The following is a 24,591-nucleotide window of genomic DNA, read 5'->3' on the forward strand; positions in this document are numbered from 1 at the left end:
AGGGCGAGGCGTTGACGATGTCCGACCGGATCGCGGTGTTCGCGGCCAGCGCCAGCGCGTCGCGCTTGCGCGCGCGCTGGTGTTCGAGCCCGACCTCGTGCTGATGGACGAGCCGCTCGGCGCGCTCGACCGCCAGCTTCGCGAACATCTGCAGGTCGAGATCAAGCGGATCCAGCGCGCGCTGGGTCTCACCATCGTCTACGTCACCCACGACCAGGGCGAGGCGTTGACGATGTCCGACCGGATCGCGGTGTTCGCGGCGGGGCGCATCCAGCAGATCGGTCGCCCCGACGCGATCTACGAAGCACCCGCCAACGCCTTCGTTGCCGGTTTCGTCGGCGAAAACAACATGCTCGCGGGTATGGTGGTGACGCGGCAGGACGATCAATGCGCTATCCGGCTGCCCGGCGGCCAGATCGTCCGCGCGATGGCAGCCGGCGAAATCATGGCCGGAGACCCTGTGATCGCGGCCATCCGCCCGGAGCATGTCGAGACGAGCGCCGCTCCTCCGGCTTGCTGCAACGCCATCGAAGCGCGGGTCGAGGAACTCGCCTATCACGGCGACCACAGCCGCATCCGTGCGACACTCGATGGCGGCGGCGGATCGCTCGTGATCCGGACGTCCAGCACACCGGGAATCGCGCCCGGACAGCGGATTCCGGTCGGTTGGTGCACCGATCGCTGTTTCGCCTTTCCCGCCGAAGACCATGCTGCCTTGCGCCAAAGAGAGGTCGCATGAAAAGCTGGGCACGCCTTTTGGGTATCGCCGCGCTCACCGCAAGCGTCGCCGCGTGCGGCTCGAGTTCGGAGCTCCGTCCGCTCACGGTGGTTGGCTGGGGCGGATCGTCGCAGGACGCGCACCGCAACGCCTATTGGACGTCCTTTTCGCGCACGACCGGGATTCCGCTGCGCGAGGACAGCTGGCGCGGCGGCGTCGGGGTGATCCGGACCAAGGTCGTCGGCGGCGACACAAGCTGGGATATCGTCCAGGTTGAAACCGAGGATCTGATCCTCGGTTGCGAGGAGGGGTTGTTTCAACGGCTCGACTGGGCTGCATTGGGGGGGCGCGACGCTTTCCTGCCCGCGGCGGTGCATGACTGCGGCGTCGGCGCGATGCTCTGGTCCTATGTGATCGGTTACGACGGCGACCGCATCAAGGGACCGGGGCCCAAGAGCTGGGCCGATTTCTGGGACGTCAAGCGCTTCCCCGGCAAAAGGGGGATGCGCAAGACGCCCAAATATTCGCTCGAATTCGCGCTGATGGCCGACGGCGTGCCGGCCGATCAGGTCTACCCGACTCTGCGCACGCCCCAGGGCGTCGACAGGGCGTTTCGCAAGCTCGACGAGATCAAGCCGAACGTCGTCTGGTGGTCCTCGATCTCGCAGGTCCCCGACCTCCTCGGCTCGCGCGAGGTCGTGATGTCAGTGACCAGCCCGGGCCGGCTGATCGTCGCGAACCGCGCCGAAGGTCGCAATTTCAAGCTCGACTGGCATGGTAACATTTATGCGGTCGACTATTGGGTGATCCTCGCCAACAGCCCGCGCAAGGCCGAAGCGGCGCAGCTGCTCCGCTATATGACACAGCCCGGAAACCAGATGCGGCTTGCGAGCCATATCCCGACCGGCCTTACCAATATCGAGGCAAACCGGCGCGTCGATCCGAAACTCAAACTCGACACGCCGAGCGACCCGGCGAACATGACCGACGCGCTCGAACTCGACGCCAATTTCTGGGTCGAATATGGCGACCAGCTCACCCAGCGGTTCAATGCCTGGGTCGCGCGTTAAATTGCCGGGGCTCCGGCGCTGGTGGAGCTTCGCGCTCGTCGCGCCGCTGCTCCTGTTCCTGATCGCGAGTTTCGTCGCACCGGTGCTGATGATGCTGTCGCGCGCGGTGGTCGACCGCGATCTCGGACGCGTCTGGCCCGACAGCGCGGTGGCGCTCCGGCAATGGGACGGCGCGGGATTGCCGCCCGATACGCTTGCCGCGACCGTCGCGCGCGAAATCGGCGCCGCGCGGCAGGCGGGAACGCTCAATCAGGTCGCCAATCGGCTGAACTACGACATGGTCGGGTCGCGCAGCCTGCTTTACGCGACCGCCGATCGGCTGGCCACGGGCGCGCCGGGGGGCAATGTGGCGGAGCTTGCGCGGATCGACCCTCGATGGGGACAGCCCGGAATCTGGGCCGCAATGCGCCATGCCGACGGACCGCTCACCCGCCATTACCTGCTCGCCGCGCTCGACCGCCGGCTGAACGCCGACGATGCCGTCGTCAGCGTTCCTGCAGAACAGGCCGTCTTCGCGAACATCTATCTTCGCACCTTCAAGATCAGTGCGATCGTCGCGCTCCTTTGCGCCCTGCTCGGCTATCCGGTCGCCTATCTGCTCGCCTCGCTCCCCGATCGAACGGCCAACCCGCTACTGATCCTCGTGCTCCTGCCCTTCTGGACCTCGGCGCTCGTCCGCACCGCCGCGTGGGCGGTGCTGCTCCAGACCAACGGCGTCGTGAACAACGCGCTGCAGGCTGTCGGGCTGATCGATGCGCCGCTTCAGCTGATCTACAACCGGCTCGGCGTCTATATCGCGATGACGCATGTGCTGCTGCCGTTTTTCATTCTTCCGCTCTATGGCGTGATGAAGGGCATTCCGCCGACCGCGATGCGCGCGGCGAGTTCGCTCGGCGCCCCGCCCCTCCGTGCCTTCCTCGCGGTTTATCTGCCGCAGACATTGCCCGGCGTTGCGGCGGGGGCGATCATCGTCTTCACCCTCGCGCTCGGCTATTATGTAACCCCCGCGCTCGTCGGTGGCGGCGCCGACCAGATGATCAGCGCGTCGATCGCCTTCTACACCAACCAGTCGCTCAACTGGGGCATGGCGGCGGCGCTCAGCCTGCTGCTTTTGCTGCCGCTGCTGCTGATGGTTTTCGCGGGACGGACGATGGTCCGCACGGTGCCGGCATGAGCGCCTGCCGCTCCCGGTCAGAGCGCGCCGGCCGTGCCGCACTGATCGGCTTTTCGGTCCTCGTCTTCGCCTTTCTGGTGCTGCCGATCCTTGCGGTGATCCCGCTGTCGCTCAATCCCACAACCTTCCTCGTGTTTCCCGAGGGCGAATTCTCTTTGCGCTGGTATCGGACGCTCGCCGAATCGCCGCAATGGACGCACGCGTTCGGCAATAGCCTGAAGATTGCCGTCGCGACGACATTGATCGCGACGCCGCTCGGCACGCTCGCGGCGATCGGGCTCGCTTACATGCGCTCACGCGCCAAAACCGCGATTGTCGCGCTGATCACCGCGCCGCTCGTCGTGCCGGTGGTCGTCGTCGCGATCGCTTTCTACTTTCTCTTTGCGCCGCTCGGCCTCGTCAACGGCTCGCTCGGGCTGATCGTCGCGCACACGGCGCTTGCAGTGCCCTTCGTCGTGATCGTGGTTCATGCAGCACTACGCGGGCTCGACACCGAGCTACTCCGCGCCGCCGCGAGCCTCGGCGCACCACCGCTCACCGTATTGCTTCGCGTCCTCGTGCCGCTGATTGCGCCCGGCGTTGCGGCGGGCGCGGTCTTTGCCTTCATGACCTCGTTCGACGAAACGACCGTGGCCTTGTTCATCGCGGGCCCCGAGCAGCGCACGCTGCCGATCCAGATGTTCGAAGGGGTACGCGAACAGATCAGCCCCGCGATCGCGGCCGCGGCAACGCTGCTGATCGTTGCTTCGACGCTGTTGCTGGGCGCGGCCGAACTGCTGCGCCGTCGCGGCGAACGGATCCGCCCCGGATCAGCGCCCCCAGACGTCGGCGCATAGCCGCGCGAAATTCGCACCGAGCAGCTTTTCGATCCGCCGCGCCGGCCAGCCGCGCGCAGCGAGATCGTCGGCGAGCTTCAGGAAGCGCGCCGGTTCGTTATATTCGGGGATGAGGTTGAAGACGTCGGGCGCCTCGCCCGGCGCCGCGATCCCCATCGCCTTGCGCTCTTCGTAGAAACGCCGCTGGCCTTCGGCATATTCGGCATCGAGTTCGACCCCGCGAATGCCGCCGTCGGTGCCGAGCGCGACATGATCCTCGCCCGCGACCTTCACTGCATGTTCGATGTGGCGGATCACGTCGTCGGCGCGCGGCTGGCCGCTCGCGCGCAGAAAGGGCATGAAATAGATGCCGGCGACCCCGCCCCTGTCGGCGAGCGCGCGGAGGTCGGCGTCGGTCGTGTTGCGCGGGACATCGTTCAGCGCGCGGCAGCCGGTGTGGCTGATCGCGATCGGCGCGGTCGAGGTCGCAATCGCCTCGGCGATCGTGCGCTGCGCGGCGTGGCTCGCATCGACGATCATCCGCCGCGCGTTGAGCCCCGCGACCACCTCGCGCCCATAGTCGCTTAGCCCCGCATTGCCGGACTCGAGACAGCCGTCGCCGACGAGGTTGCGCTTGTTGTAGGTGAGCTGGACGATGCGCACGCCGAGCAGGTCGAACAGGTCGAGCCGCGCTACCTCGGTTTCGAGGGGCACCGTGTCCTGGAACCCGAAAATCACGCCGAGCCGACCGCTCGCCTGCGCGGCAGCTAGGTCGGAAGCGGTGCGGACATGCAGCAGATGATCGGGAAGCGCCTGAATGAAGCGCGAATAGCGCGCGATGCGGCGCAGCGTTTCCTCATAGCGCCCGGGCGTATTGCCCGCGGCGCCGACCGTCTGGTGGATCGCGGTCAGTCCCGACGCACGGTAGACGGCGAGCTGCTCCGCGATGCCCGGCGCCTCCGGATCGAGCGCGCCCAGCGACGACAGGCCATCGATCACCATCGCCTTGCCGTAGCGCGCCGCGCCGAAACCGGCCCCGTGTGCCGGGCCTGCGAACGCCAGCGCCGCCGCGCCGCCGATCAACTGGCGGCGCGAGACGATCATGTATGGAGCGCCTTCTCGAACGCGCTCGCCGCCTCGGCGCCGGCGATCTGGGTCAGATGATTCAGGAAGACCGGTGTCGTGTGGACGGGCTCCTTCGCCATCGCGATCATCAGCCGGTCCATCGCGGGGCGGCCGATGCGATGCTCGAGATCGAGCAGCAGCAGCGGCCCCTTGCCGTAAAGCTGGATCCGGTTCGGGCGGCCGTGCCCCATGACAGGGCCCGCGTCCTTCGTCCCGTCGCGCTTGGCGGCGATATTCTTCGCCAGTTCCTCCGCCCCGAAAGCACGCTCGACATAGCGCATCGACATATATTCGGCGGCCGATTCGACGAGCCAGAAATCGTCGGTGAGCGGGCTGGCCAGCATCCACCAGGCGTGCGCAATCTCGTGCGCGACATAACGGCCGGGATTGACCTCGGTGATGTCGGGGGTGTTGCGCCCGCCTTCGGACAACACCGTATAGGCGGTGCGCGCGTAACCCATCGAACGGTCGCGCCAGACATGCGCCATTCGCACCTTGCGCGGCAGCGGGCCGAACATCGTCTCGAAATAGCGCGCCGCACCCTCGGCGTGTTTGACGTACCAGCCCGACAGCTGGGTCGACAGGTCGCGCGAATAGAATTCGACGCCATGCGCCTCGGCGCGCTGCAACCCGTGCATCGCGACCAGCGGCAGGTCGATGTCGAGGAAATCGCGGTGGATGCGTACCCCGGTCGGGGTGCGCGTTACATCGCCCTGCGCGACGACCACCAGATCGGGTGCGAGCCCGTCGATCGTCGCATCAACGGTGAAGCGCGTCTGGATGTCGGCCCCGACCGGGAACCACATATGGTCGATGAACAGTTCATAACCCTCGGGCCGCAGCGGCTTGTTGCCGCTGTCATGCTCGGTGAGGATCGGCCCCGCATAGCGAAAGCGCAGCTTGACCGGGTCGGCCGTCGGCGCCGCGAAGCGAAAGCTGTATTTGTTGAGCGCCGGCATCGGCGAGGTCGACGGCTCGACCGACATGGTGACCCCCGGCGGAAGGTCCATCGGCCGCAGCGCGAAGCGGTCCGAAAGCAGAAAGGCCTTTTCGGCTTCGCCTTCGCTGAGCGTGATCGTGACGTCGGCGTCGAGCGCGCCTTGCGGATCGAATTTTGCCGCGACGTCGTAATGCGGTGGCGCCGCGTGGGCCACGGCCGCACCGCCGAGCGCCAGCAGAAGCGCTGATAGTCTCTTCATGCCGATTGTCCTCCCCCGGCGATCCATGCCTCGATGCGTTCTTCGAGCAGCGGCAACGGCAGCGGCCCCGCGCCCAAGGTGATGTCGTGAAAACGGCGAAGGTCGAACCGGTCGCCGAGCCTTTCGCGCGCGCGGGTGCGCAGTTCGATGATCTTCTGCATCCCGATATAATAGGAGGTCGCCTGACCCGGGATGACGATATAGCGCTCGACCTCGCGCTGGTTGTCATAATGGCTCGACGGCATGTTGGCGTCGAAATAGGCGATGCCCTGCTCGCGCGTCCATCGAAGCGCATGGACGCCGGTATCGACCACCAGACGGCAGGCGCGCATCAGCGACAGCGAAAGGCGCCCGAAATCCGAGTAGGGATCGGCATAGAGCCCCATCTCTTTCGGCAGCAGTTCCGAATAGAGCCCCCAGCCTTCGGAAAAGGCGGCGATGCTCGCAAAACGGCGGAACTTCGGGAGCCCATCCATCTCGTGCGCGATGCAGGTTTCGACATGATGGCCGGGGATCGCCTCGTGATAGAGGGTCGCGGCGAGCTGGTAGCGCGGCTGCGCCTTCATGTCGGCAAGGTTGATATAGAAGATGCCCGGCGCCGAGCCATCCTGCGGCGGGTTGCGATAATGCGCCTTGGGCGCCGATTTCTCGCGCCATGCCTCGATCGCGCGGACCTCGACCGGCGCTTTCGGCAGACGCGCAAACAGCTCGTCCTGCCGCGCGCGGATTTCGTCCAGCAGGGCATTCGCCTCGGCAACATAGGCAGCGCGCCCGGCGTCGGTATCGGGATGATAGAAGCGCGGGTCGCTGCGCATGAAGGTGAAAAAGGCCTGAAGGTCGCCCGCGAAGCCCACCTGTTTCATGATCGCGCGCATCGCATCGTGGATGCTCGCGACCTCGCGGAGCCCGAGCGCGTGGACGTCGGCCGCCTTCAGCGGAAGCGTGGTGTAGTTTTCGAGCTGCGCCGCATAATAGGCCTGCCCGCCCGGCAGTTTCCAGACGCCCGCGGTCTCGTCGGCCTTCGCCTCGGCGGCACGCAGATGCGCAATCAGCGCGCGATAGCCGCCCGCGAAGCCGCCTTGCAGCGCCGCGATGGCGCGCGCGACGAGGTCGGCGCGTTCGGTATCGGCCAGGTCCGCCTTTGCAATCTTGCCCTTGAAGTCGGCGAAAATCGGGCTGTCGCACTCGCCTTCGAACGGCGCCCCCCTGAGCAGGTTGAGACAGGGTTCGAGCACGAGGCCGTAGACGAAGCGCGGGGGCCGGATGCCTCTCGCCTCCTGCGCATCGAGCCGGGCGATCGCCTGTGCCATCAGCGGCGCGACGGCTTCGAGCCGCCTGATATAGGCGTCGGCATCGGCCTTGCTCGCAATCGGGTGACTGTTGGTGAGCGTGCTCGGGACGCGCGTGTGCATGCCGCCCATCTGCGTCATCACATAATCATGATGGCGCCATTCGAAATCGCGGAGCGCAAGTTCCGTCGATCGCGCGAACATCCGGAGGCTGAGCGCCGCCTGCGGCGACAGCTTCGCGGCGTCGAATCCTGCGAGCGCGGCATGGTCGGCTTCGCGCAACCGATGATCCTCGAGCTCGCGCGCTTCGCTGATATCGTCCCACTTGTCCTGATCGCGGCGGATGCCGAGCGCCGACTGGCGCGTCGGGCTGCGATCGAGTGACCGCTGGAAAATCGTCTCGAAAAAGGCATCGAGCCGCGCATCCTCGTCAGTCTGGATCGCAAATACCGGCGGTGCGATCAAAGTCGCGCCCACCAGCGCCGCCGAGCCGATGAAGTGGCGCCTGCCGATCATCCCTGTCCTCCCGTTGCGATCCACGCGTCGATATTGGCTTCGAGTATCGGCAGCGGCAGCGGCCCGCTGCCGAGTATATTGTCGTTGAAGCCGCGAAGATCGAAGCCGTCGCCCAGCTTCGTCCGCGCACGGTCGCGCAGTTCGACCAGCTTGAGCTTGCCCATCTCGTAGGCGCAGGCCTGTCCCGGCGTGACGATATAGCGCTGGATCGCAGTGACATTGTCGGCATGGTTCGCTGGCGTATTGTCGTCGAGCCACGCCACCGCCTCTTCGCGGCTCCAGCGCAGCGCGTGGACGCCGGTATCGGTGACGAGGCGGCCCGCGCGCATCAGCTCCATCGAAAGGCGCCCGAACTCCTGCCACGGATCGTCGTAAAGCCCCATGTCGATCGGTAGCTGCTCGGCGAACAGCGCCCAGCCCTCGCTGAACGCGGTATAGCCGCCGAAAGCGCGAAACTTCGGCAGCCCGGTCAGCGCGCGCGTCACAGCCTTTTCAAGATGATGCCCGGGAACCCCCTCGTGATAGGATAGCGCCGACAGCTCGAAGATCGGCAGGTTCCGCATGTCGCGCGTGTTGACATAGAGGATGCCGGGGCGCGATCCGTCGGCCGAGGGCGCGAAATAGCCCGCGGTGCCCGCGGACGCTTCGAGCCAGGGCTCCACCGGCTTCACCAGCACGTCGGCGCTCGGAACATGATTGGTGAGTTCGCCGAGGCGCGCGGTCACCGCGGCAATCTTCGCGCGCATTGCGTCGAGATAAGCCGCCTTCCCCTCGGCGGTGTCGGGATAATAGAAGCGATCATCGCTGCGAACATGCTCGAAAAGCTCGGGAAGCGTGCCCGCGAACCCCGCACGCTTTGCCACCGCGCGCATCTCGCCGTGGAGACGCTGGGTCTCTTCGAGCCCGATGCGATGCACCTCCGCAGGCGAGATCGGCAGCGTCGTGTTCCAGCGGAGCTGCGCCGCATAATAGGCATCGCCATCGGGCAGCCGCCAGACGCCGTCGTTGCAGTTCGCGCCGCAGCTGATCGCGCGAAGATGGTCGACGAGGCCCCGAAAGCCGGGCCCGAACCCCTCGACCAGCCCTGCCTCGGCTGCTTTCACGAGCCGCGCCTTTTCGGCGTCGCCGACCGGAAGCGTTGCGAGCTTGCCGCGAAAGTCGGCAAGGATCGGGCTGTCGGACGTGCCGCGCTGGAAGGGCGCACCGGTAATCAGCTTCTCGCAATTGCCGATGACGAGCGGCGCCGAGAAAGGCGGCGGGACGACGCCGTTCGCCGCCTGCTGTTCGAGTCCCGCGACGACCGCCGCCAGATAGGGGCGCACCGCGTGCAGCCGCGCGACATAGGCTTCGGCGTCGGCGACGCTTGCGATCGGATGATTGTTGATCAGCGTCTGCGGAATGTCGCGTTGCGGCCCGCGCATCTGGCAGACGGGGTAATGATTGCCGCGCCAGCGGTGGCGCTCGATCGCCTCTTCGGCGTCATAGGCGAAAAGGTCATAGCTGCGCTGCGCCTCAAAGCTCAGCGCCGTGCGATCGAAGCGCTTCAATTCGGCAAGGTCGCGGCGTACCAGCGCGGCATTCTCGTCGGCGCGCGCTGCGCTGACATCGGGCCAGCCCGCCATGCCGCCCGCCGCCCCCATCGACGATTGCGCCGCGGGATTACGCGCGAGATCGCGCTGGAAGACGCGTTCGAAAAAGGCATCGAGACCCGCGTCCTCATCGCGCGCCGTCGCCGCCCACGCCGGGGTCGCGGCAACGAACGCACCGGCAGCGATCAGCTCGCGGCGGCTGAGGCGAAGGTCGTTCACTGGCCGATCGGGAAATCGCCGAGCGGCGAAACTTCTTCGGCCTTGGCGGGTGCGGCCCTTGCCGCCGCGCCCTTCACATGCGTGTCGAGGAATTCGAGGATCTTGCGATAGGCGACGATCTGGTTCGCCTTTTTGCGGAACCCGTGCCCCTCGTCGGGAAAGACGATATAATCGACCGGCACGCCGTTCGCCTTCACCTTCGCGACGATATCCTCGGACTCGACGGGCAGCACGCGCGGGTCGTTCGCGCCCTGCAGCACGAGCAGCGGTTTTTTGATATTTTCAGCGTGGAAGACGGGCGAAATCTTGCGGAGGTAATCGGCATCCTTTTCGGGATCGCCAACCTCGGTAAACAGCAGCCGGCGCAGATCCTCCCACCAGCTCGGCGTGTTGGCGAGGAGGCGCGGCCAGTTCGACACGCCGTAGATATCGACCCCCGCCGCGAAAGCATCGGGGCGGAAGGCGAGCCCGGCGAGCGTCATATAGCCGCCATAGCTCTGCCCCTGGATCACCACCTTGGCAGGATCGACGAAGCCCGTTTCGGCAAGCATCTTTTTCGCCCCAACGACATCGTCGAGATCGGCATCGCCATGCTTGCGGTCGTCGAGATGATAGAAGGTGCGGCCCGAGCCGCTGCTGCCGCGGTTGTTGATCTCGAACACGACATAGCCGTGGTTGGCGAGATATTGCTGCAAGGGGCGATAGCCGATCCGGCTTTCGTCGCCCGGCCCCCCGTGGACATGGATGACCGCGGGAAGCGCGTCGCCCTTCCTTGCGCCCTTCGGCACATAGAGGATTCCGGGCACCATGACCCCGTCATATGATTTGAAGCGCACGACCTCGCCTGCGACCAGATCGTCGGGCGCCACGCCGGGTGCGCGCGCGTCAAGAAGCGGCGTCCGTTTGCCCGTAGCAAGGTCGAGCAGCAGGATTTCACCCGGCGTGGCGCCGTTCGAGGCGCTCACGAGCGCCTTTTTCATATGGTTGGCAAGGAGCAGCCCGACGCTGGCGCCCGGCATCGGGTCGGCAAGGCGCTGCGGTTTGAAGGTCGTCGCATCGAACAGATAGGGTCGCGAACGCGCATCCTCATTGACCGAGACGACCAGCGTCCTGCCGTCGCGCGACAGGTTCGCGCCCTGCACGTCCCAGTCGGGTTTGAACACGGTGACGCGCTTGCCGGTCGCAAGATCCTGCCGCACGAGGAAGGCGAATTCGCCGCCGTCGTCGGTCGTGTAGAAAAGCTGTGCCCCCTTGTCGGAAAAGGTCTGCGGTTCGCACGCGACGGGTTTGTTCTCGGCGGTGAGCTGGATCAGCCGGGCCTCGGTCCGGTCGTAGACGTAGCAATGTTTCGTCGCATTATCGACGATCCGGCTGAGGCCGACATAGCGGCGATCGGGACTGACCGCGCGCACCTGATACGCCTTGTCGTTCTCGAACAGCTTCGTCTTGGCGTAACCGTCGGTCTGGATCTCGTACAGGTCGAAGAAGCGCGGGTCGCGCTCGTTGGTCTGGACGAAGAAGCTTTTGCCGTCCTGCGCCCATTCGACGAAGCGCGCGACATGCTTTGCGCCCGGCGTCACGTCGCGCGTGGTGCCGTCGAGTTCGCGAACATAGATATGTGCGAGTTCGTTGCCGCCCTGATCGCTCGAAAAGAGGATCCGCCCGTCGTCCGGAAAATAGCCGATCGCGCTGACCGTCTCCCTGACCGAGTTGGTCAGCGGGGTCGGCGTCCCGCCCCCCGACGGCATTTCGTAGATATTGGCGATGCCCGTGCGGTTGCTCGTGAAGATCAGTTTCGTGTCATCGGGCGACCACGACAGACCCCCGATCACATCCGAATCCATCAACTGCTCGATCGTGTAGCGCCCGGGCGAATTTTCCTCGGCCATGGCGGGAGCGGCGTGGCAGACCAAAGCGATGCCGAGCAGCAGATATTTGCGCATTTCGTCTCTCATGTTGGCGGTGCGGGGCAGCGGTGGCGCGCTACCCCGCAGGATCGTCAGAAGCTGGCGCTCGCGGTCAGCAAATAGGCGCGGCCGAGGAAGTCGAACGACCCGAAGCTGCGACGGGCGATCGCGGCATAGGGTATGTCGCGATCGAAGATATTGTTGACGATCAGCTGCAGCCGGAAGCGGTCGTCGACATTGAAACCGATCGTCCCGTTGACCAGCGCATAGGCGCCGACGTCGTTGATCGGCGTGTCCTCGATCGTCTGGTCGAGGCTGAACTTGGTCTTGTCGCGCCAGAGAACCTGGACATCGAGATCAACCTCGCCCAGCGTCGCGCCGACATTGCCCTGAACGCGCCATTTCGGCACGCCAACCGTTCCGGCCGCTTGCGTTATGGGCTGGCCATCGAAAAGCACCTGCTCGAAAGTATCGGTATAGAAAAGCTTGGTTCCCAAACGCATCGAGCTGCGCCCGCCCGACCCCGGCACCAGACCGCTGATGTCGAAGCTGTAGTCGGCAGCAACGATCAGTCCGGCGAAGTGGAGCGTCGATGTATTCACAAAGCCCGTCCTGAAGCCGTTCGCGATGTCGCCCGGGTTGCGCTGGGCCCCGCCCGTGCCGTTACCCGTTGCGATATCCGCGGCGGTCAGACGGCGAAAATTGCCGCAGGCGTCGTTCGCGGGATAGCTGGCGCTGTCATAACAGGACGCCATCAGCGAATTGACGTCGAGATTTTCGATCCCGCCGAGGAGCCGGACGTCGGTCCAGTCCGCCGCGAGCCGGAAACCGGGAATCGCGGGCGGCTGGTAAACCAGCCCGAGCGACCAGCTTTTCGCCTTCTCGTTGTCGAGGTTCGAATTGCCCGACAGGCTGCCCGACGCCGACCGGATATTGGTCGTCGGAACAAACGCGCTCGGTGCGGGCGCATTCACGGCGGCAAGCGCGGCGGCGCAGTTGGCGGCGCGAACGTCGGGATTGTTGCCGCGATTATAATTGTCCCTGCTGCACGGATCGGTCAGCGTGTTGGTCACGGGCGAACTCGCCGCAAACAATTCGCTGATCGCCGGGGACCGGATCGCGCGGGTATAGACGCCGCGCAGGGTCAGCCCTTCGCCAATCCCGCCGAGTTTCGGCGCGATACGCCCGCCCGCGGACCAAGTGATCGCGCCGCCCGCAATCGAATGATCGACATAGCGGATCGAACCGTCGAATTCGGCGCTGCGGATCAGCGGAAAATTCTGATCGTCCGAAATCAGCGGAACAACGAGTTCGCCATAGACTTCCTTCGTCCCGAACTTGCCCGAAACGGGCGAATAGGCGCCGATGCCCTCGCCGAGCAGCCTGTCGCCGGCCTGCAGGACGGCGTCGGGCGCGAACACTGCTTTTTCGACGCGGCGCTCGACGCCGATGTTGAAGGCGATCCGTTCGCTCGAAATGCCGAAGGGCAGCTTGCCGCCGAGGTTGGCGGTCAGCACCGTCTGCGTGTTCGTGCTTTTCGAACGGCCGGCCTCGCTGACATAGGCGGCCGCCTCGTCGCTGGGCGAGTTGTAGCCGAACAGGTTGATCGGCACGCAACCCGCCGGCGCACTGCCGCCGCAGATGATCGAGCCGTCGGGCGCTTCGACGGCATTGACCGCCGCGAGGAAACGCTCGGGATTGATGTAGGTCACCCGCGAATTATTCCGCACGCGGCCGTAATTGTAGGAGACATCCCAGTTCCAGCGCTCGCCGGCAACGTCGAAATGTCCTTCGACCCCGCCTACGAAACGATAGAGGTCCTGCACCGTCTGTTGCGGTTTGCGCTGGACGATGTCGTTGAGGTTGCGGTTGAGGTTGAAGGTGGTGAGGCCGTTCGCCTGCAGGATCGAACGCGCCTGATCCGAAAGGAACGGATTGTCGACAGAGAAGGTCAGCTTCGGTCCGCCGATCAGCCCCGGCGCGGCCACCGATGTAAGATCGGACAGGCGGACGACCTTGCTGTGCGCATAGGCGCCTTCGAAGAAGACGCGCACGTTGGGCGTCACATCGAAATGCGCAAGAAGGTTGCCGAGCACCCGGTCAGTCGGGGTAAGCAGCGAGGTATTGTCGGCCAGACTGAATCCGTCGCCGCCCGACGTCGCGAGCGGAAAGACACCCAGCGCACCGAGACCCGCCGACGCCAGAATATCGCTGACCACGGTTCCGACATTATAGGGGACCAGCTCGCCATTCGCACCGAATTGCAGCGGACGCCCCTGTGCATCGAAGATATAGTTGCCGTTCGGCGCGATGCCGAAACCCGGTAACGACACGCCCGGCCCATCCACGCCGAGCAGCCCCGCGGCACCCGAATCAAAGTAGGGCAGGCCGCCCTCGGTGAAGACAGCAAAGCGATAGTCGTCGACGACGCTGAGCGCCGGGATGCCGTCGGTCGAATTGACGTTGTCGGGATTGGGGATCGTGTTTCTGAAACCACCGAAGCGATCGCCATAAAGCAGGCCGCTCTGCTTCGTATATTCCAGCCCGACGACTATGTTGCCGCGGCCTTCGGAAAAGTTGGTCCCGGCCAGACCCCGGATTGCATATTGATGCGAATCCCCGTCTTCATTGATGCCTGCGAGACTCGATATCTGCAGGCCATCGAAATTATTCTTGAGAATGACGTTGACCGTGCCGGCGATGGCGTCGGAACCATAGATCGGCGCGCCCCCGATCGCGATCGTTTCGACCCGGTCGACCAGCCCGGCAGGGATCAGGTTGAGATCGACCTGCGACCCCGCCGAGGCATTGCCGCTCGCCGCTGCCGAATTGGCCGACACGAAACGGCGTCCATTGACCAGCGTCAGCGTCCGCTGCGACCCCAGGCTGAACATATTGACGAACCGCTGTCCGGTTCCGTTGATCGCCTGGTTCCCGCCCACCGCACTGCTGTCCGACGTTCCGAACAACGGGTTGGCTTCCAGCGCCTGCGCGACGTTCACAAAGCCGCGCCTCTCGATTTCCCTGGAATCCTCGACCATCGCCGGCTGCAGCGTATCGAAGCCCGCGCGCTCGATGCGCGAACCGGTGACGATGATCTCTTCCCCGGTCGTTTCGGTGCCGGCGCTCGCCTGCGGGCGGTTTGCCGCGCGGCGGATCACCACCGCGCCATTGGCGTTCCGGACGACCTCCAGCCCCTTGTTCGCGAGCATCAATCGCAGCGCTTCGACCGGCGTGTAATTACCGTTGACCGCGTTCGTCTTGATTCCGGACAGATCGGCTTCGGGGACCATGACCTGCACGCCCGACTGCACGGCAAGACGCTGGACCGTCTGCGCTGCATCGCCCGACGGGATCGAATAGCGCTGGCGGTCCTGCGCCATGGCGGGTGCCGCGCAAAGCATCGTCGCTGCGACACCGGCCATCAGTACCGTCCGCGAATTGAACCGGCTCAATTGCCCCCACCTCATCGTCTTGCCTCCCTCATGCCCCGGAGCGATACTACGCTTCCATAAGCAGACGAGCGACGGCGTGCGGAAATCCGCTATCAGTGCGACGGAGAATTCTGCTGGCGCACCAGAACGAGCTCGTCGCCGCGGCGGATGACCTCGCCGTTGAAAGCCTGCGCCGCGGCGCCCGCGAACGCCTGCGCATCGCCCAGCTTGAAAACACCCATGAATTCCGCGCGCGCCAGCGTCGGATCCTCGATCACAACGCGAAGGTCGGAATAGCGGTTCACCTCGGCGGCCGCGGCGCCGAGCTGCTGGCCATTGAAAACCAGCAAGCCCTTGCGCCAGGCGATCCGGCGTTCGACGTCGGCGGCGTCGAGCACCGCCTTGCGCGGCCCGGTCGCAGCGGCGACGAATTGTTCGTTGCGGCGGATATAGCGCGGCTGCGCCGCGCCGCTCGCCTTGCCGCCCACAGCGACGACGCCTTCCTCGACCGTAACCTCGACGCCGCCATTTTCGATGCCGACGACGAATTCGGTCCCCACGGCGCGCACGTCGAGTCCTTCGGCATTGACGACGAAAGGCCGCTGCGTGTTGTGCGCGACCTCGAACGAAGCCTCGCCGCGGCGGAGAATGATCCGCCGGATATCGTCCTCGTAACGGACCTGAACCGCCGAATTGCCGTTGAGCGTCAGGATCGACCCGTCCTCGAGCGCGATCCGGCGCACCTCGCCCCGTTCAGTCGAGACCCGGCCGGCCAGATGATCATAAGCGACCGTTCCGCCAAAAGCGGCGAGCGCGACCGAAGCGGCCATCGCATAGCGTCGCCACGGTCGCTCGCGAACCGGCACGGGAACATCGCGTTGCGTTCCGCCATCGAGCGCAGCGATCCGGTCGATATCGAGCCAAAGCGCCTGCGCGCGGACATAGGCGCCCAGATGCCGGCTGTCGGCCTCCAGCCATGCGTCGAGTTGTCGCTGTTCGGCGCTGTCTAGCGGGCGCTCGGCCGACCGGACCGCCCAGGCTGTCGCCTGGGTGTCGATATCAGCCCCATTTCCAGAACCTGCGCTCACGCTGTCTTCCATCCTGCGCGCCGGCTGGCGCTTCTTTCATTGCGTCGGAAACGAGCCGAAGCGCCTTGGCGAGATGCTTCTCGACCGTGCTTTCGGCTATTCCCATATGTTCGGCGATCTTGCGCTGCGAAAAGTCCTGAAACTTCTTCAGCTCGAACGCCTGTCGGCATTTTGGCGGCAGCGTCTGCAGTATTTCATGCAAACGCGCCAGTTCTTCCTGTCCGCTGAGGCGCCGGTGGACGCTCATCTCTTCGTCAATGATGTTCAGCGAGTCCAAATCCGCCACCAGGTCGATCGCGACGATGCGCGAGCGGCGCAGATGTTCGCCAACGATATGGCGGGCGGTGACGAACAGATAGGCGCGTGCGTTGCGGATCGCATCGGGATCGCCGGTCCAGAGCCGGGCATAGGCTTCCTGCACCACTTCATCGACATCGCAGGAATCGAGCCCGCGAACGCGTCCGCCGAGCCACTTGCGCAAGTCGGGCTCGTGCGGAAGCACTTCGCGCGCAAACCAGCGGAGTTGAGCCTGACGATCCATGGCTCGATGGCATCAGCATTCGATAGCCGCGTCAAGTAAAAATGACATAATTGTGAATTTATTTGTTCATAATCAATATTTTAGGGCGAACGCACGGCAACGCCCCCGGGAACCGCAATCCCGACCCGGTGTGGAAGAGACGGCGCCTATTGCGTGATGCGTTTGACGATCTTCCCCGACGTGTCGAGAAACTCGATGCTCGGCTCGCCATCGGCGCCGACCTTGAGCAGCAGCCGCGGCTTGCCGCTCTTGTCGGCGAGCCGCACGATCGCATCGTCGGTCGTCTTGCCGGCAAAGACGCGCTCGGCACCCGCCCCGCCGTTCGCCATCGCATAGGCGCGCATCTCCTCGCGGATGCGGGCCTTCCCGGCTTCGTCGGAGGCGGCGGCACGTGCGCTCATTTCCATCAGCGGCTTGATCGACCAGTCGGGCCGGTCCCAGACCCGCAGCCCCGCGGTGCGATTGCCGTTCGCCTCGCTATACTGGAGGCCGACGGTCTGATCCTGCTTGTACTGGTCGAACATCAGCGAGCCCGACGCGCGGCGATTGTCGCCGACGGTCTTGCTGCCGAACGTCAGCCCGCCGACCTCGTCGCCCTCGTCGTTGAAGAACAGCATCCCGCCGCCGTCGCGGCTGTGGTGCTTATACTCCTTGCCTTCCATGAACAGTCCCGGAAAGCGTTCGGAATTGGCGAGAACAAGGCGATATTTGCCATCGGGTTCGACGATGTTGATCCGCTTGACGCTGATCTCGTCGAACACGCCCTTCGGCGGTCCGCTGTCGGCCATCACGAGCGCGGTCGGTGCCGCGGCCCCCATCATGAAACCGGCCGCGACGAGCGCGAGGCGCTTTCCCCCAATCTCGACCATCCCCTGCCTCCTCAATAATTCCATTGCTCGACCGGCGCGCCGGCGGGCGCGTTCTTCCGGACCTGGTCGGCGACCTCGCGGACGACGCCCGCCCAGTCGGTGTGGTGCCAGTTGTGTCCCTTTTTCGGCCGGCCATATTCGAAGCGGATCGGATAATCCTTGCCCGCAACCTCGGCGATCATGTCCTCGAACTGATAGACCGCGAGATTGAGGTAGAAATCATCCATTTCGCCCGCGAAGAAATTGAGCTTGCCGCGCAGCTTCGGGCCGAGCGTCGCCCAGTTGTCGCGCGCATAGCCTGACAGGTCGAAGCCGTTTTCGCGCATATATTTGACGACGTCCTTGTTGATGACGCCGGTCTTGTAGTCATAGAGCATGACGGGATAGCCGTCGGGACCGACCGGACCGTGCGTCGTCTGCCAGATGCCGAGCTGATAATAGCTCCGCCCCTTCGAACCCAGCATGCCTTCGAGCGCCGCGAGCGTGCGGAGGTCGACGAGCGGATGGCCTTCGCGGCTGCGGCGGAACGGCTTTTCCTGGGTGATCCAGTCGTTGATCTTCAAGGTGAACATATTGTCCTCCTTGTAGATGTCGGTGAGCTGGTAGCGCGTGAAGTCGATCGGGTCGGGATTGAATATCCACGCACCACCGAACAGGTCGGGATAATGGAGCTGCAGCGCGAGCGCTTCCCAGCCCCCCGTCGACGCGCCTTCGACGATCCGGCCATAGGGCTGATCGATCAGGCGAAAGGTCTTTTCGAGATAGGGCATCAATTCCTTGGTGATCGCATCGCCCCACGGCCCGTTGTTCGCTGAATTGAGCGCATAGGATTCGAAGAAATAGGGCCCGGGCGTTTCAAGCGTGATGCCGACCATGCGCGGGAATTTCTCGCCGGACCATTCCTGCGCGAACTGGTATCCCGTCTTGACGTTGGCGTCAGCCGCGCCGCGGCGCGCGCTTTCGCTGTCGCTCGCCGGATCGGTGTCGAAATTGAACGATCCGCCGAAGTGACCATAGGTATAGATCGCCGGATAGCGCGCGGCCGGATGCTTGTCGAAATCCTTGGGAAGCAGCACTTCGGCACCGATGTACATCGGCATGCCCCAGAAATCGGACAGGATCTTGCTCTTGATGCGGACGCGCTTGATCCACGGCGTATCCGGCTCGCGGGCGATCGGCCCGATCTTCTCGGTCAATGTCAGCGCGACGGGCGCGCTCGCGGCGGGATCGAGCCGGACGTCGGCAGGCTTGCTATAGGGATTGCCCGGGAACATCGGCGCGATGACACGCTGGTCGTTCATCGGCACCCAGATCGTGTGGCCGTCGGCGCGCTTCGCCTTCCTGTAGGGAATCAACACCGCCTGGACGCTGTAGTCGCCGGCGGGGAGCCGATCGAGGCCAAAGGGAAAGCCGTCCGACTTCGCATCGAGCGTCACCGTCGCCCCGGGGCGAAGATTCTCGATATCCATGCCAAAGGCCGGCGGACCGTTCATGCCGATCGTCTGGCGCGGCTCGGCCCGCGCGGGCGCGCCGTCGGCCGCGCGGCGCGTCGTGACCACGATCAGCCGCCCGGTGACCGGCTCGCTGGCCGCCGACTGCGGGAGGGTGACCGAAAAGCTGATTTGCGCCGCCGCAGGACTGCTGCCTGCAAGCGCGAGCACGGCCATACCCCAAGACAACCAACGCTTGCCGCTTCCCGGAAATATCATTCCACCACCCCCTGATTCATCATCCTCTATCCGGAACGATGAACGGGCTGACGAAATCCTCTACTTTCCGGTCGACGCGACAGGCGGTCGAGGTCGATTTGTTGCACCGGGAGCGCTCGCGGCAAAACCACCGCCTGCAGTGCGGGTGGAGATCAACCCGCGGCGATGCGGCGCGCGGTGTCCTGCACAAGCGCGATCATGTTGGGGACGCCCTGCGTCCGGTTCGACGACAGCTGACGCGTCAGGTCGAAGGGGGCGAGAGCGGCGGCGACGTCCATCGCCGCGACTTCAGCCGCGGACCTGTCCTGCACCGCCGCGAGAACGAGCGCGACGATGCCCTTGGTGATCGCGGCATTGCTGTCGGCAAGGAAGTGAAGCCGGTCGCCATCCTGCGGCACGGGATAGACCCAGACGCTCGCCGAACAGCCGCGCACGAGCGTCGCATCGGTCTTGAGCGCATCGGGCATCGGCTCGAGGGTGCGGCCCAGTTCGATCAGCAGACGATAGCGATCGTCGCCGTCGAGAAAGTCATATTCTTCGAAGATATCGTCGAGACTGCGCATGGCCGCGCCCACTCGCATAGTTGACGTCCGGTTGGAAGACCCCGGAACGACATCGGCCCGCTCCGCTGCCAGCGCCGGACGGACGGAGCTGACAGCAGGGCGGGCCGGTGCCGCGCATTACAGGCGTGGATTAGAGATCGACCCCTGCGGCGATGGCTTCGAGCTTGCGCAGCCGTTCCTTGAGATCGGCAATCTCGATCCGCGATCCGGCGTGCGGAATCCCGGGATCCTGCGCGGGGGCGGCGTGCCCGGCGGCAAGCTCCTCGCGCTTGAGCTGGATCCAGTCGCGCCAGCCGCGCAGCGCCACCAGGCTGATGATGGTCAGCGCGGTCAACGCGACCGCGGCGGCGGTGAAGTCGGGAGTGATGAAAGCCATGAGCGTTGCTCCTTTACCGGCGTTCAGATTTTACTGCTGTCGCGCAGCTTCTCGATTTCCTGATCGAGCGTGACCGCGCGGTTGTTGTCGGTCGCGATGCGTTCGAGCACCTGGATGCGGTCCTTCAGCGCGCGGATTTCGGCCTGCAGCGCCTTGGTTTCGCCAGTGTCCCGGGCGACGAAATAATCGCCTCCCTTGTGGTCGCGGCGGATGCCGTGCTTGGCGCGGACGATGCTGCCGATCGTCACGATCAGGACGATGCCGACGACCATTTCAAATGGGCCCATGGGGAAGATCCTTTCCGTATATCTTTGTTTTAGTTCAGCGGAGCGTCGCGCAGTTTTTCGATCTCGTCCGCGACATCGATGCCCTTGTCGGTCACGATGCGCTCGAGAACGCGGACGCGCGCTTCCAGCCGTTCGGTTTGCGCCGCATATTGCGCGGCCTTTTCGGCGGTCTCGTGCGTGATCGCCTGGAACTGCTTTTCCTTGAATTTCAAGGTCCGCTCATAAGCGGCGTAGCCGATCGCCAGTGTGACCGGCAGCCCGACGACGATGGCAAGAATGAAGATGACTTCCATGTTCGTTCCTCTCAGTTCGACGGGCGCCGCAGCGCTTCGATCTCGTGGCTCAGCCGGTGCCCTTCGTCGGTGACGATCCGCTCGATCACCGCGAGGCGATCCTTTACCGAACCGAGTTCGGCGCGCAGCTGGGCGTTTTCCTGGCTGATCAGCTTGACGCGTTCCATCGCCTCGTCGCTGGTCTTCGGATAGACCGCCTTGCCCCAGCTGTTCTCGAGCGGATAACCGTTCTTGACGCGCAGCCAGGTGGTGAAGACCCATCCTGCGACCCCGGCGAGACCGACAACGGCGACAACGGGGGCGACGGCGTTCAGAAAGTCGAGTTCCATTATCTTCTATCCTCTCAGCGCAGACGGTCGATCTGGCTGGCGAGCTCTGCCGCCTGACCATTATTTTCGGTCGCAATGCGTTCGAGCACCGAAATCCGTTCTTCCAGCCGGCTGACCTGCCCCGCCAATTTGGCGTTGTCATCGGTCAGCAGGGCGATTTTTCGATCAGCGTCGGGGTCGGTTCGATGAACCGTGCCACCCCATTCATTCTCGACCGGATAGCCGTGCTTGGCGCGGATCCAGGTGGTGAACATCCAGCCGCCGATCGACAATGCGATGATGGCGAGGACGAAACCGGTACCACCGAAATTCATCTGTCGTCTCCCTGTTGCCTGCTCCGGTCCGCTCAGCGGAGCGCGTCGATCTCGTCGGCGAGGCGGCGGTTGTGGCTGGTGTAATATTGCTCGATGTCGGCAAGCCGGCGGTCGATGTCGCGGAAGCGCGAGCGGATGTCGCGGGTCGAAGCGCTGGGGTTCGAACGCACGCCCTGCCAGAACTTCGCTTCCTCGTTCGATCCATAGAGCGCGAACGGCTTGGGCGTGCCCATCCAGGCGACCATCCAGTAAGCGATCAGCGTCCAGGGAAATCCGCCCATCAGCGTCAGGAGCACCGCACCGACGCGGACCCAGAGGACGTCGACACCGCTATAGTCCGCGATGCCCGAACATACGCCGCTCCATTTGGCGTTCTGCTTGTCGAGGTAGAATTTGGTACGACTGGCAGACATCTCAGTTCCTCCTGGTCTTGTAGTTTTCGATTTGCGCCAGGTCTTCATCGCTACGTACCGCGGGGCGGAAGTCGGGATGGTCGGCGCTGATGATGCGTTCGACGGTGTGCAGGCGATTTTCGAGGCGCCGTGCCGTGTCATAAAGTTCGTCGAGCAGTTGTTCATCTTCTCCGGTCAGCGTCTTGGCCTGCTTCCACTTCGTGATGTAGTGGAGGATCAGCCAGGGCAGACCGAGGAAGAGCGTTCCGATGACGATCGGGACGATGATGATTTCCTCCATCGGTCCGGCTCCTTATTTCTTGGCCTGCGCGGCTTTCAGCGCGGCCAGTTCGTCGGCGACCTTGTCGGCGGACTGCAGTTCGGCGATTTCCTCGTCGAGCGACTTCTTGTAGCCGAGGTTCAGCGCATCGGCGCGGCCCTCGGCTTCGTCGACGCGGCGTTCGAGAATTTCGAAGCGCGAGAAGGCGTCTTCAACGCGGTCACCGTTGGTCATTTCGCGCAGCTTGTAGCGGTTCTCGGCACTTTCGAGGCGGTTGACGACGCTCGACTGGCGCGCGCGGGCTTCGCTGAGCTTCTTCTGCAGCTTGGCGATATCGGCCTCGTATCCGGTGAGCGCATCGTCGAGCACCGCAATCTCGGCCTTCAGCTTGTCGGCCATGTCGCCGGCCTTCTGCTTTTCGACGAGCGCGGCGGTGGCGAGGTCTTCGCGGTCCTTCGACAGCGCGAGTTCGGCCTTTTCCTTCCAGCTGTCCTGCAGGCTTTCGAGCTTGGCGATGTGGCGGCGCATTTCCTTCTGGTCCGCGATCGTGCGGGCGGCGGAAGCGCGGACTTCGACGAGCGTTTCGTTCATCTCGAAGATGATCTGGCGGATCATCTTTTCCGGATCCTCGGCCCGGTCGAGCAGGTCGGTGACGTTGGCGGCGATGATGTCGCGGGTTCGTGAAAAAATACCCATTGGGAAACTCCTGTCGAAAATCTTGAGACTTGTCTGTTCTGGAAAAAATCTGGTGCCGGAGCGGGGCAAGGGGGGAGAGTGCCCCGGCACCAGTGCCGGTCAGGCCAAGGGACTGACCGCCGGGGACATGACAGCGGCCACCAGCGGACCGGCGGGGGTGCCGGTCATGGCAGCGACCTGCGGCTGGTCGATCACGCCAACGAGGATCGCCAGCGCTCCGGCCGTGCTGAGCACGAAAGTGGCGGCTTGGGCAAACATCGGTTTCATGGGTCAACCTTCCTGTTGGTTCTCGCTGCACCGGCACGATATGCGCCGGTTCGTCGAAATCTTTGCAGGACGCGTGCCAATTGCTCGAAGGCGCCAAAAACCGCGGAACTTCACGCCGAAATCGCGCCACGCTCCGATTTGACTTGCCAATCAGCGGGAAAATTTGCCAATGATTGGGAATGGAGCGCGAGACGCAGTTTATCGGCCAGTCGGCGGCGTTTCAGGACGCGGTCGAACGCGCGAGCCTCGCGGCTTCGCTCGACCGCCCGGTGCTGGTGATCGGCGAGCGCGGCACCGGCAAGGAACTGATCGCCGAACGCCTGCACCGCCTGTCGACGCGCTGGGATCGCCCCTATGTGATCATGAACTGCGCGGCGATGCCCGAGACGCTGATCGAATCCGAACTTTTCGGGCACGAAGCGGGCGCCTTCACCGGTGCGACGCGCACGCGCGCCGGGCGTTTCGAGGAGGCCGACGGCGGCACACTCTTTCTCGACGAGCTCGCGACAATGTCGATGGGCGCGCAGGAGCGGTTGCTGCGCGCGGTCGAATATGGCGAGGTCACGCGCGTCGGGTCATCGCGCCCGATCCGCGTCGATGTCCGCATCGTCGCCGCGACCAACGAGCATCTGCCGGCGCTGGTCGACGCGGGCCGGTTCAGGGCCGACCTGCTCGACCGGCTGTCGTTCGAGGTCATCACCCTGCCCCCGCTCCGCGCGCGCGAAGGCGACATCGAGGTGCTCGCGACCTATTTCGGACAGCGCATGGCCGCGGTGCTCGGCTGGGACGAATGGCCGGGCTTCGGCCCGCGCGCCCTCGCCGCGATGGAAGGACACGACTGGCCGGGCAATGTCCGCGAGCTGCGGAATGTGATCGAACGCGCGATCTATCGCTGGGCCGATCCCGAAAAGCCGGTCGACACGCTGAGCTTCGACCCCTTCGCCAGCCCATGGCAACCCGTCGTCCGCAAGGCAGCGGTCAAAAGCGAAGCGCCGCAGGTGACGGCGAGCGACGCGGCACCGGCGGCGGCAATGCCATCGGGGCCGGTCAGCGATCTGCGCGCAGCAGTCGATGCCTATGAACGACAGATATTGTCTGACACGATGGCACGCTGCCGCTTCAACCAGAAGGTCGCGGCCGAGGCGCTGGGACTGAGTTATGACCAGATTCGCCATGCGCTGAAAAAGCACGGGCTGAATCAATGATCGTCGCCCCCGCGAAGGCGGGGGCCGCTGGAGAAGCAGCTTAAGGCCGAATAGCGACCCCCGCCTTCGCGGGGGCGACGAAGCTCCTATTGCCCCGGCAACTGCGCATTCAGCGATTCCAGCACCGCATCCTGCGTCGACGCGAGGTCCGCCAGCCGATCGCGGAGCGCGTAAATGTCGGGAAGCCCGTCGATCTGCTCGTCGACGCTGCGCTCGATATAGAGACGATCGATGTCGGCCAGCGCCGCGGTGAGCGGCGCGCGCGCGGCGGCGAGGCGCGAGATCGCCTGTTGCGCGACGACCCAGCGTTCGCTGGCAACGGGCGCG

25 protein-coding genes and 1 pseudogene are annotated in these 24,591 nt (G+C 64.7%); 5 read left to right on the plus strand and 21 right to left on the minus strand.

Going from position 1 to position 24,591, the window contains the following annotated elements:
* The 4 genes from VN047_RS20495 to VN047_RS20510 form a co-directional block, all read left to right on the plus strand.
* On the plus strand, positions 1-739 hold a 739-nt coding region (locus tag VN047_RS20495; RefSeq protein ID WP_325545978.1), incomplete at its 5' end, for an ABC transporter ATP-binding protein.
* The gene (locus VN047_RS20500) at positions 736-1,788 is read left to right on the plus strand and encodes an ABC transporter substrate-binding protein (RefSeq protein ID WP_325545980.1); all 1,053 of its coding nucleotides are present in this window, start codon (positions 736-738) and stop codon (positions 1,786-1,788) included. The genes VN047_RS20495 and VN047_RS20500, both read left to right, overlap by 4 nt.
* Position 1,789: 1 nt before the next feature.
* Positions 1,790-2,962 (plus strand): ABC transporter permease, encoded by a 1,173-nt coding sequence (locus VN047_RS20505; protein WP_325545982.1) that lies wholly within the window; start codon positions 1,790-1,792, stop codon positions 2,960-2,962.
* Positions 2,959-3,798, plus strand: coding sequence for an ABC transporter permease (locus VN047_RS20510; RefSeq protein ID WP_325545983.1), 840 nt, complete (start codon positions 2,959-2,961; stop codon positions 3,796-3,798). The genes VN047_RS20505 and VN047_RS20510 overlap by 4 nt, the downstream gene beginning before the upstream one ends.
* Here the strand turns inward: VN047_RS20510 and VN047_RS20515 are convergent.
* The 20 genes from VN047_RS20515 to VN047_RS20610 all read right to left on the minus strand — a co-directional run bounded on the left by VN047_RS20515 (position 3,772) and on the right by VN047_RS20610 (position 23,059).
* A complete protein-coding gene (locus VN047_RS20515) occupies positions 3,772-4,881 on the minus strand; it encodes a dipeptidase (RefSeq protein ID WP_325545985.1) in 1,110 nt (369 codons plus the stop codon). The two genes, VN047_RS20510 and VN047_RS20515, sit on opposite strands and share 27 nt — an antisense overlap.
* Positions 4,878-6,101 carry a hypothetical protein gene (locus VN047_RS20520; protein ID WP_325545987.1) on the minus strand — a complete coding sequence of 408 codons (1,224 nt, stop codon included), beginning with the start codon at positions 6,099-6,101 and terminating at the stop codon, positions 4,878-4,880. The genes VN047_RS20515 and VN047_RS20520 overlap by 4 nt, the downstream gene beginning before the upstream one ends.
* On the minus strand, positions 6,098-7,906 hold the full coding sequence (locus VN047_RS20525) for a DUF885 domain-containing protein (RefSeq protein ID WP_325545989.1): 1,809 nt from the start codon (positions 7,904-7,906) through the stop codon (positions 6,098-6,100). Before VN047_RS20525 ends, VN047_RS20520 begins: the two co-directional genes overlap by 4 nt.
* On the minus strand, positions 7,903-9,714 hold the full coding sequence (locus VN047_RS20530; protein ID WP_325545991.1) for a DUF885 domain-containing protein: 1,812 nt from the start codon (positions 9,712-9,714) through the stop codon (positions 7,903-7,905). The genes VN047_RS20525 and VN047_RS20530 overlap by 4 nt, the downstream gene beginning before the upstream one ends.
* The gene (locus VN047_RS20535; protein WP_325545993.1) at positions 9,711-11,657 is read right to left on the minus strand and encodes a S9 family peptidase; all 1,947 of its coding nucleotides are present in this window, start codon (positions 11,655-11,657) and stop codon (positions 9,711-9,713) included. Before VN047_RS20535 ends, VN047_RS20530 begins: the two co-directional genes overlap by 4 nt.
* Positions 11,658-11,713: 56 nt before the next feature.
* Positions 11,714-15,046: a TonB-dependent receptor gene (locus VN047_RS20540; protein ID WP_325545995.1), complete on the minus strand. Its 3,333-nt coding sequence runs from the start codon at positions 15,044-15,046 to the stop codon at positions 11,714-11,716.
* A gap of 122 nt (positions 15,047-15,168) precedes the next feature.
* On the minus strand, positions 15,169-16,143 hold the full coding sequence (locus tag VN047_RS20545; protein WP_325545997.1) for a FecR family protein: 975 nt from the start codon (positions 16,141-16,143) through the stop codon (positions 15,169-15,171).
* Positions 16,115-16,684 (minus strand): sigma-70 family RNA polymerase sigma factor, encoded by a 570-nt coding sequence (locus VN047_RS20550; protein WP_325545999.1) that lies wholly within the window; start codon positions 16,682-16,684, stop codon positions 16,115-16,117. Before VN047_RS20550 ends, VN047_RS20545 begins: the two co-directional genes overlap by 29 nt.
* Before the next feature lie 146 nt (positions 16,685-16,830).
* A complete protein-coding gene (locus tag VN047_RS20555; protein ID WP_325546001.1) occupies positions 16,831-17,553 on the minus strand; it encodes a hypothetical protein in 723 nt (240 codons plus the stop codon).
* 11 nt (positions 17,554-17,564) lie between these two features.
* Positions 17,565-19,214, minus strand: a complete 1,650-nt coding sequence (locus VN047_RS20560; protein WP_325546003.1) for an alpha/beta hydrolase-fold protein — start codon at positions 19,212-19,214, stop codon at positions 17,565-17,567.
* Positions 19,215-19,414: 200 nt separating this feature from the next.
* The gene (locus tag VN047_RS20565; RefSeq protein ID WP_325546004.1) at positions 19,415-19,825 is read right to left on the minus strand and encodes a SufE family protein; all 411 of its coding nucleotides are present in this window, start codon (positions 19,823-19,825) and stop codon (positions 19,415-19,417) included.
* 130 nt (positions 19,826-19,955) lie between these two features.
* Complete coding sequence (locus VN047_RS20570; protein ID WP_325546006.1) at positions 19,956-20,201, minus strand: hypothetical protein; 246 nt, start codon at positions 20,199-20,201, stop codon at positions 19,956-19,958.
* A 23-nt stretch (positions 20,202-20,224) separates the two neighbouring features.
* A complete protein-coding gene (locus tag VN047_RS20575) occupies positions 20,225-20,488 on the minus strand; it encodes a hypothetical protein (RefSeq protein WP_325546008.1) in 264 nt (87 codons plus the stop codon).
* A gap of 29 nt (positions 20,489-20,517) precedes the next feature.
* Positions 20,518-20,781, minus strand: a complete 264-nt coding sequence (locus VN047_RS20580; RefSeq protein ID WP_037513613.1) for a hypothetical protein — start codon at positions 20,779-20,781, stop codon at positions 20,518-20,520.
* An 11-nt stretch (positions 20,782-20,792) separates the two neighbouring features.
* Positions 20,793-21,110, minus strand: a complete 318-nt coding sequence (locus tag VN047_RS20585; protein WP_325546010.1) for a hypothetical protein — start codon at positions 21,108-21,110, stop codon at positions 20,793-20,795.
* Positions 21,111-21,124: 14 nt separating this feature from the next.
* A complete protein-coding gene (locus tag VN047_RS20590; protein ID WP_325546011.1) occupies positions 21,125-21,424 on the minus strand; it encodes a hypothetical protein in 300 nt (99 codons plus the stop codon).
* 32 nt (positions 21,425-21,456) lie between these two features.
* The gene (pspC, locus tag VN047_RS20595; protein WP_293643337.1) at positions 21,457-21,837 is read right to left on the minus strand and encodes an envelope stress response membrane protein PspC; all 381 of its coding nucleotides are present in this window, start codon (positions 21,835-21,837) and stop codon (positions 21,457-21,459) included.
* A 1-nt stretch (position 21,838) separates the two neighbouring features.
* Complete coding sequence (gene pspB / locus VN047_RS20600) at positions 21,839-22,117, minus strand: envelope stress response membrane protein PspB (protein WP_325546016.1); 279 nt, start codon at positions 22,115-22,117, stop codon at positions 21,839-21,841.
* 12 nt (positions 22,118-22,129) lie between these two features.
* Entirely contained in the window at positions 22,130-22,792 is a 663-nt protein-coding gene (gene pspA / locus VN047_RS20605; RefSeq protein WP_325546018.1) for a phage shock protein PspA, read from the minus strand.
* A 99-nt stretch (positions 22,793-22,891) separates the two neighbouring features.
* Complete coding sequence (locus VN047_RS20610; protein ID WP_325546020.1) at positions 22,892-23,059, minus strand: hypothetical protein; 168 nt, start codon at positions 23,057-23,059, stop codon at positions 22,892-22,894.
* Between the two features lie 179 nt (positions 23,060-23,238).
* On the opposite strand from VN047_RS20610, the gene pspF reads away from it, so the two are divergent.
* Complete coding sequence (gene pspF, locus VN047_RS20615) at positions 23,239-24,264, plus strand: phage shock protein operon transcriptional activator (protein WP_325546022.1); 1,026 nt, start codon at positions 23,239-23,241, stop codon at positions 24,262-24,264.
* Between the two features lie 86 nt (positions 24,265-24,350).
* Here the strand turns inward: pspF and VN047_RS20620 are convergent.
* Positions 24,351-24,591, minus strand: a pseudogene (locus VN047_RS20620) (hypothetical protein); the annotation flags it as partial.

This window comes from Sphingopyxis sp., assembly GCF_035565275.1.
In the GTDB taxonomy this organism is placed as follows: domain Bacteria; phylum Pseudomonadota; class Alphaproteobacteria; order Sphingomonadales; family Sphingomonadaceae; genus Sphingopyxis.

What these genes read in the sequence shown, in the direction of transcription:
- VN047_RS20510 (WP_325545983.1), top strand. Translation starts at nt 2,959, where the DNA reads ATGAGCGCCTGCCGCTCCCGGTCAGAGCGCGCCGGCCGTGCCGCACTG.
- VN047_RS20610 (WP_325546020.1), bottom strand. Translation starts at nt 23,059, where the DNA reads ATGAAACCGATGTTTGCCCAAGCCGCCACTTTCGTGCTCAGCACGGCC.
- VN047_RS20550 (WP_325545999.1), bottom strand. Translation starts at nt 16,684, where the DNA reads ATGGATCGTCAGGCTCAACTCCGCTGGTTTGCGCGCGAAGTGCTTCCG.
- VN047_RS20570 (WP_325546006.1), bottom strand. Translation starts at nt 20,201, where the DNA reads ATGGCTTTCATCACTCCCGACTTCACCGCCGCCGCGGTCGCGTTGACC.
- VN047_RS20525 (WP_325545989.1), bottom strand. Translation starts at nt 7,906, where the DNA reads ATGATCGGCAGGCGCCACTTCATCGGCTCGGCGGCGCTGGTGGGCGCG.
- VN047_RS20520 (WP_325545987.1), bottom strand. Translation starts at nt 6,101, where the DNA reads ATGAAGAGACTATCAGCGCTTCTGCTGGCGCTCGGCGGTGCGGCCGTG.
- VN047_RS20585 (WP_325546010.1), bottom strand. Translation starts at nt 21,110, where the DNA reads ATGGAACTCGACTTTCTGAACGCCGTCGCCCCCGTTGTCGCCGTTGTC.
- pspB (WP_325546016.1), bottom strand. Translation starts at nt 22,117, where the DNA reads ATGGAGGAAATCATCATCGTCCCGATCGTCATCGGAACGCTCTTCCTC.
- VN047_RS20535 (WP_325545993.1), bottom strand. Translation starts at nt 11,657, where the DNA reads ATGCGCAAATATCTGCTGCTCGGCATCGCTTTGGTCTGCCACGCCGCT.
- VN047_RS20515 (WP_325545985.1), bottom strand. Translation starts at nt 4,881, where the DNA reads ATGATCGTCTCGCGCCGCCAGTTGATCGGCGGCGCGGCGGCGCTGGCG.
- VN047_RS20575 (WP_325546008.1), bottom strand. Translation starts at nt 20,488, where the DNA reads ATGGGCCCATTTGAAATGGTCGTCGGCATCGTCCTGATCGTGACGATC.
- VN047_RS20590 (WP_325546011.1), bottom strand. Translation starts at nt 21,424, where the DNA reads ATGAATTTCGGTGGTACCGGTTTCGTCCTCGCCATCATCGCATTGTCG.
- pspF (WP_325546022.1), top strand. Translation starts at nt 23,239, where the DNA reads ATGGAGCGCGAGACGCAGTTTATCGGCCAGTCGGCGGCGTTTCAGGAC.
- VN047_RS20500 (WP_325545980.1), top strand. Translation starts at nt 736, where the DNA reads ATGAAAAGCTGGGCACGCCTTTTGGGTATCGCCGCGCTCACCGCAAGC.
- pspC (WP_293643337.1), bottom strand. Translation starts at nt 21,837, where the DNA reads ATGTCTGCCAGTCGTACCAAATTCTACCTCGACAAGCAGAACGCCAAA.
- VN047_RS20555 (WP_325546001.1), bottom strand. Translation starts at nt 17,553, where the DNA reads ATGGTCGAGATTGGGGGAAAGCGCCTCGCGCTCGTCGCGGCCGGTTTC.
- VN047_RS20565 (WP_325546004.1), bottom strand. Translation starts at nt 19,825, where the DNA reads ATGCGCAGTCTCGACGATATCTTCGAAGAATATGACTTTCTCGACGGC.
- VN047_RS20540 (WP_325545995.1), bottom strand. Translation starts at nt 15,046, where the DNA reads ATGGCCGGTGTCGCAGCGACGATGCTTTGCGCGGCACCCGCCATGGCG.
- VN047_RS20580 (WP_037513613.1), bottom strand. Translation starts at nt 20,781, where the DNA reads ATGGAAGTCATCTTCATTCTTGCCATCGTCGTCGGGCTGCCGGTCACA.
- pspA (WP_325546018.1), bottom strand. Translation starts at nt 22,792, where the DNA reads ATGGGTATTTTTTCACGAACCCGCGACATCATCGCCGCCAACGTCACC.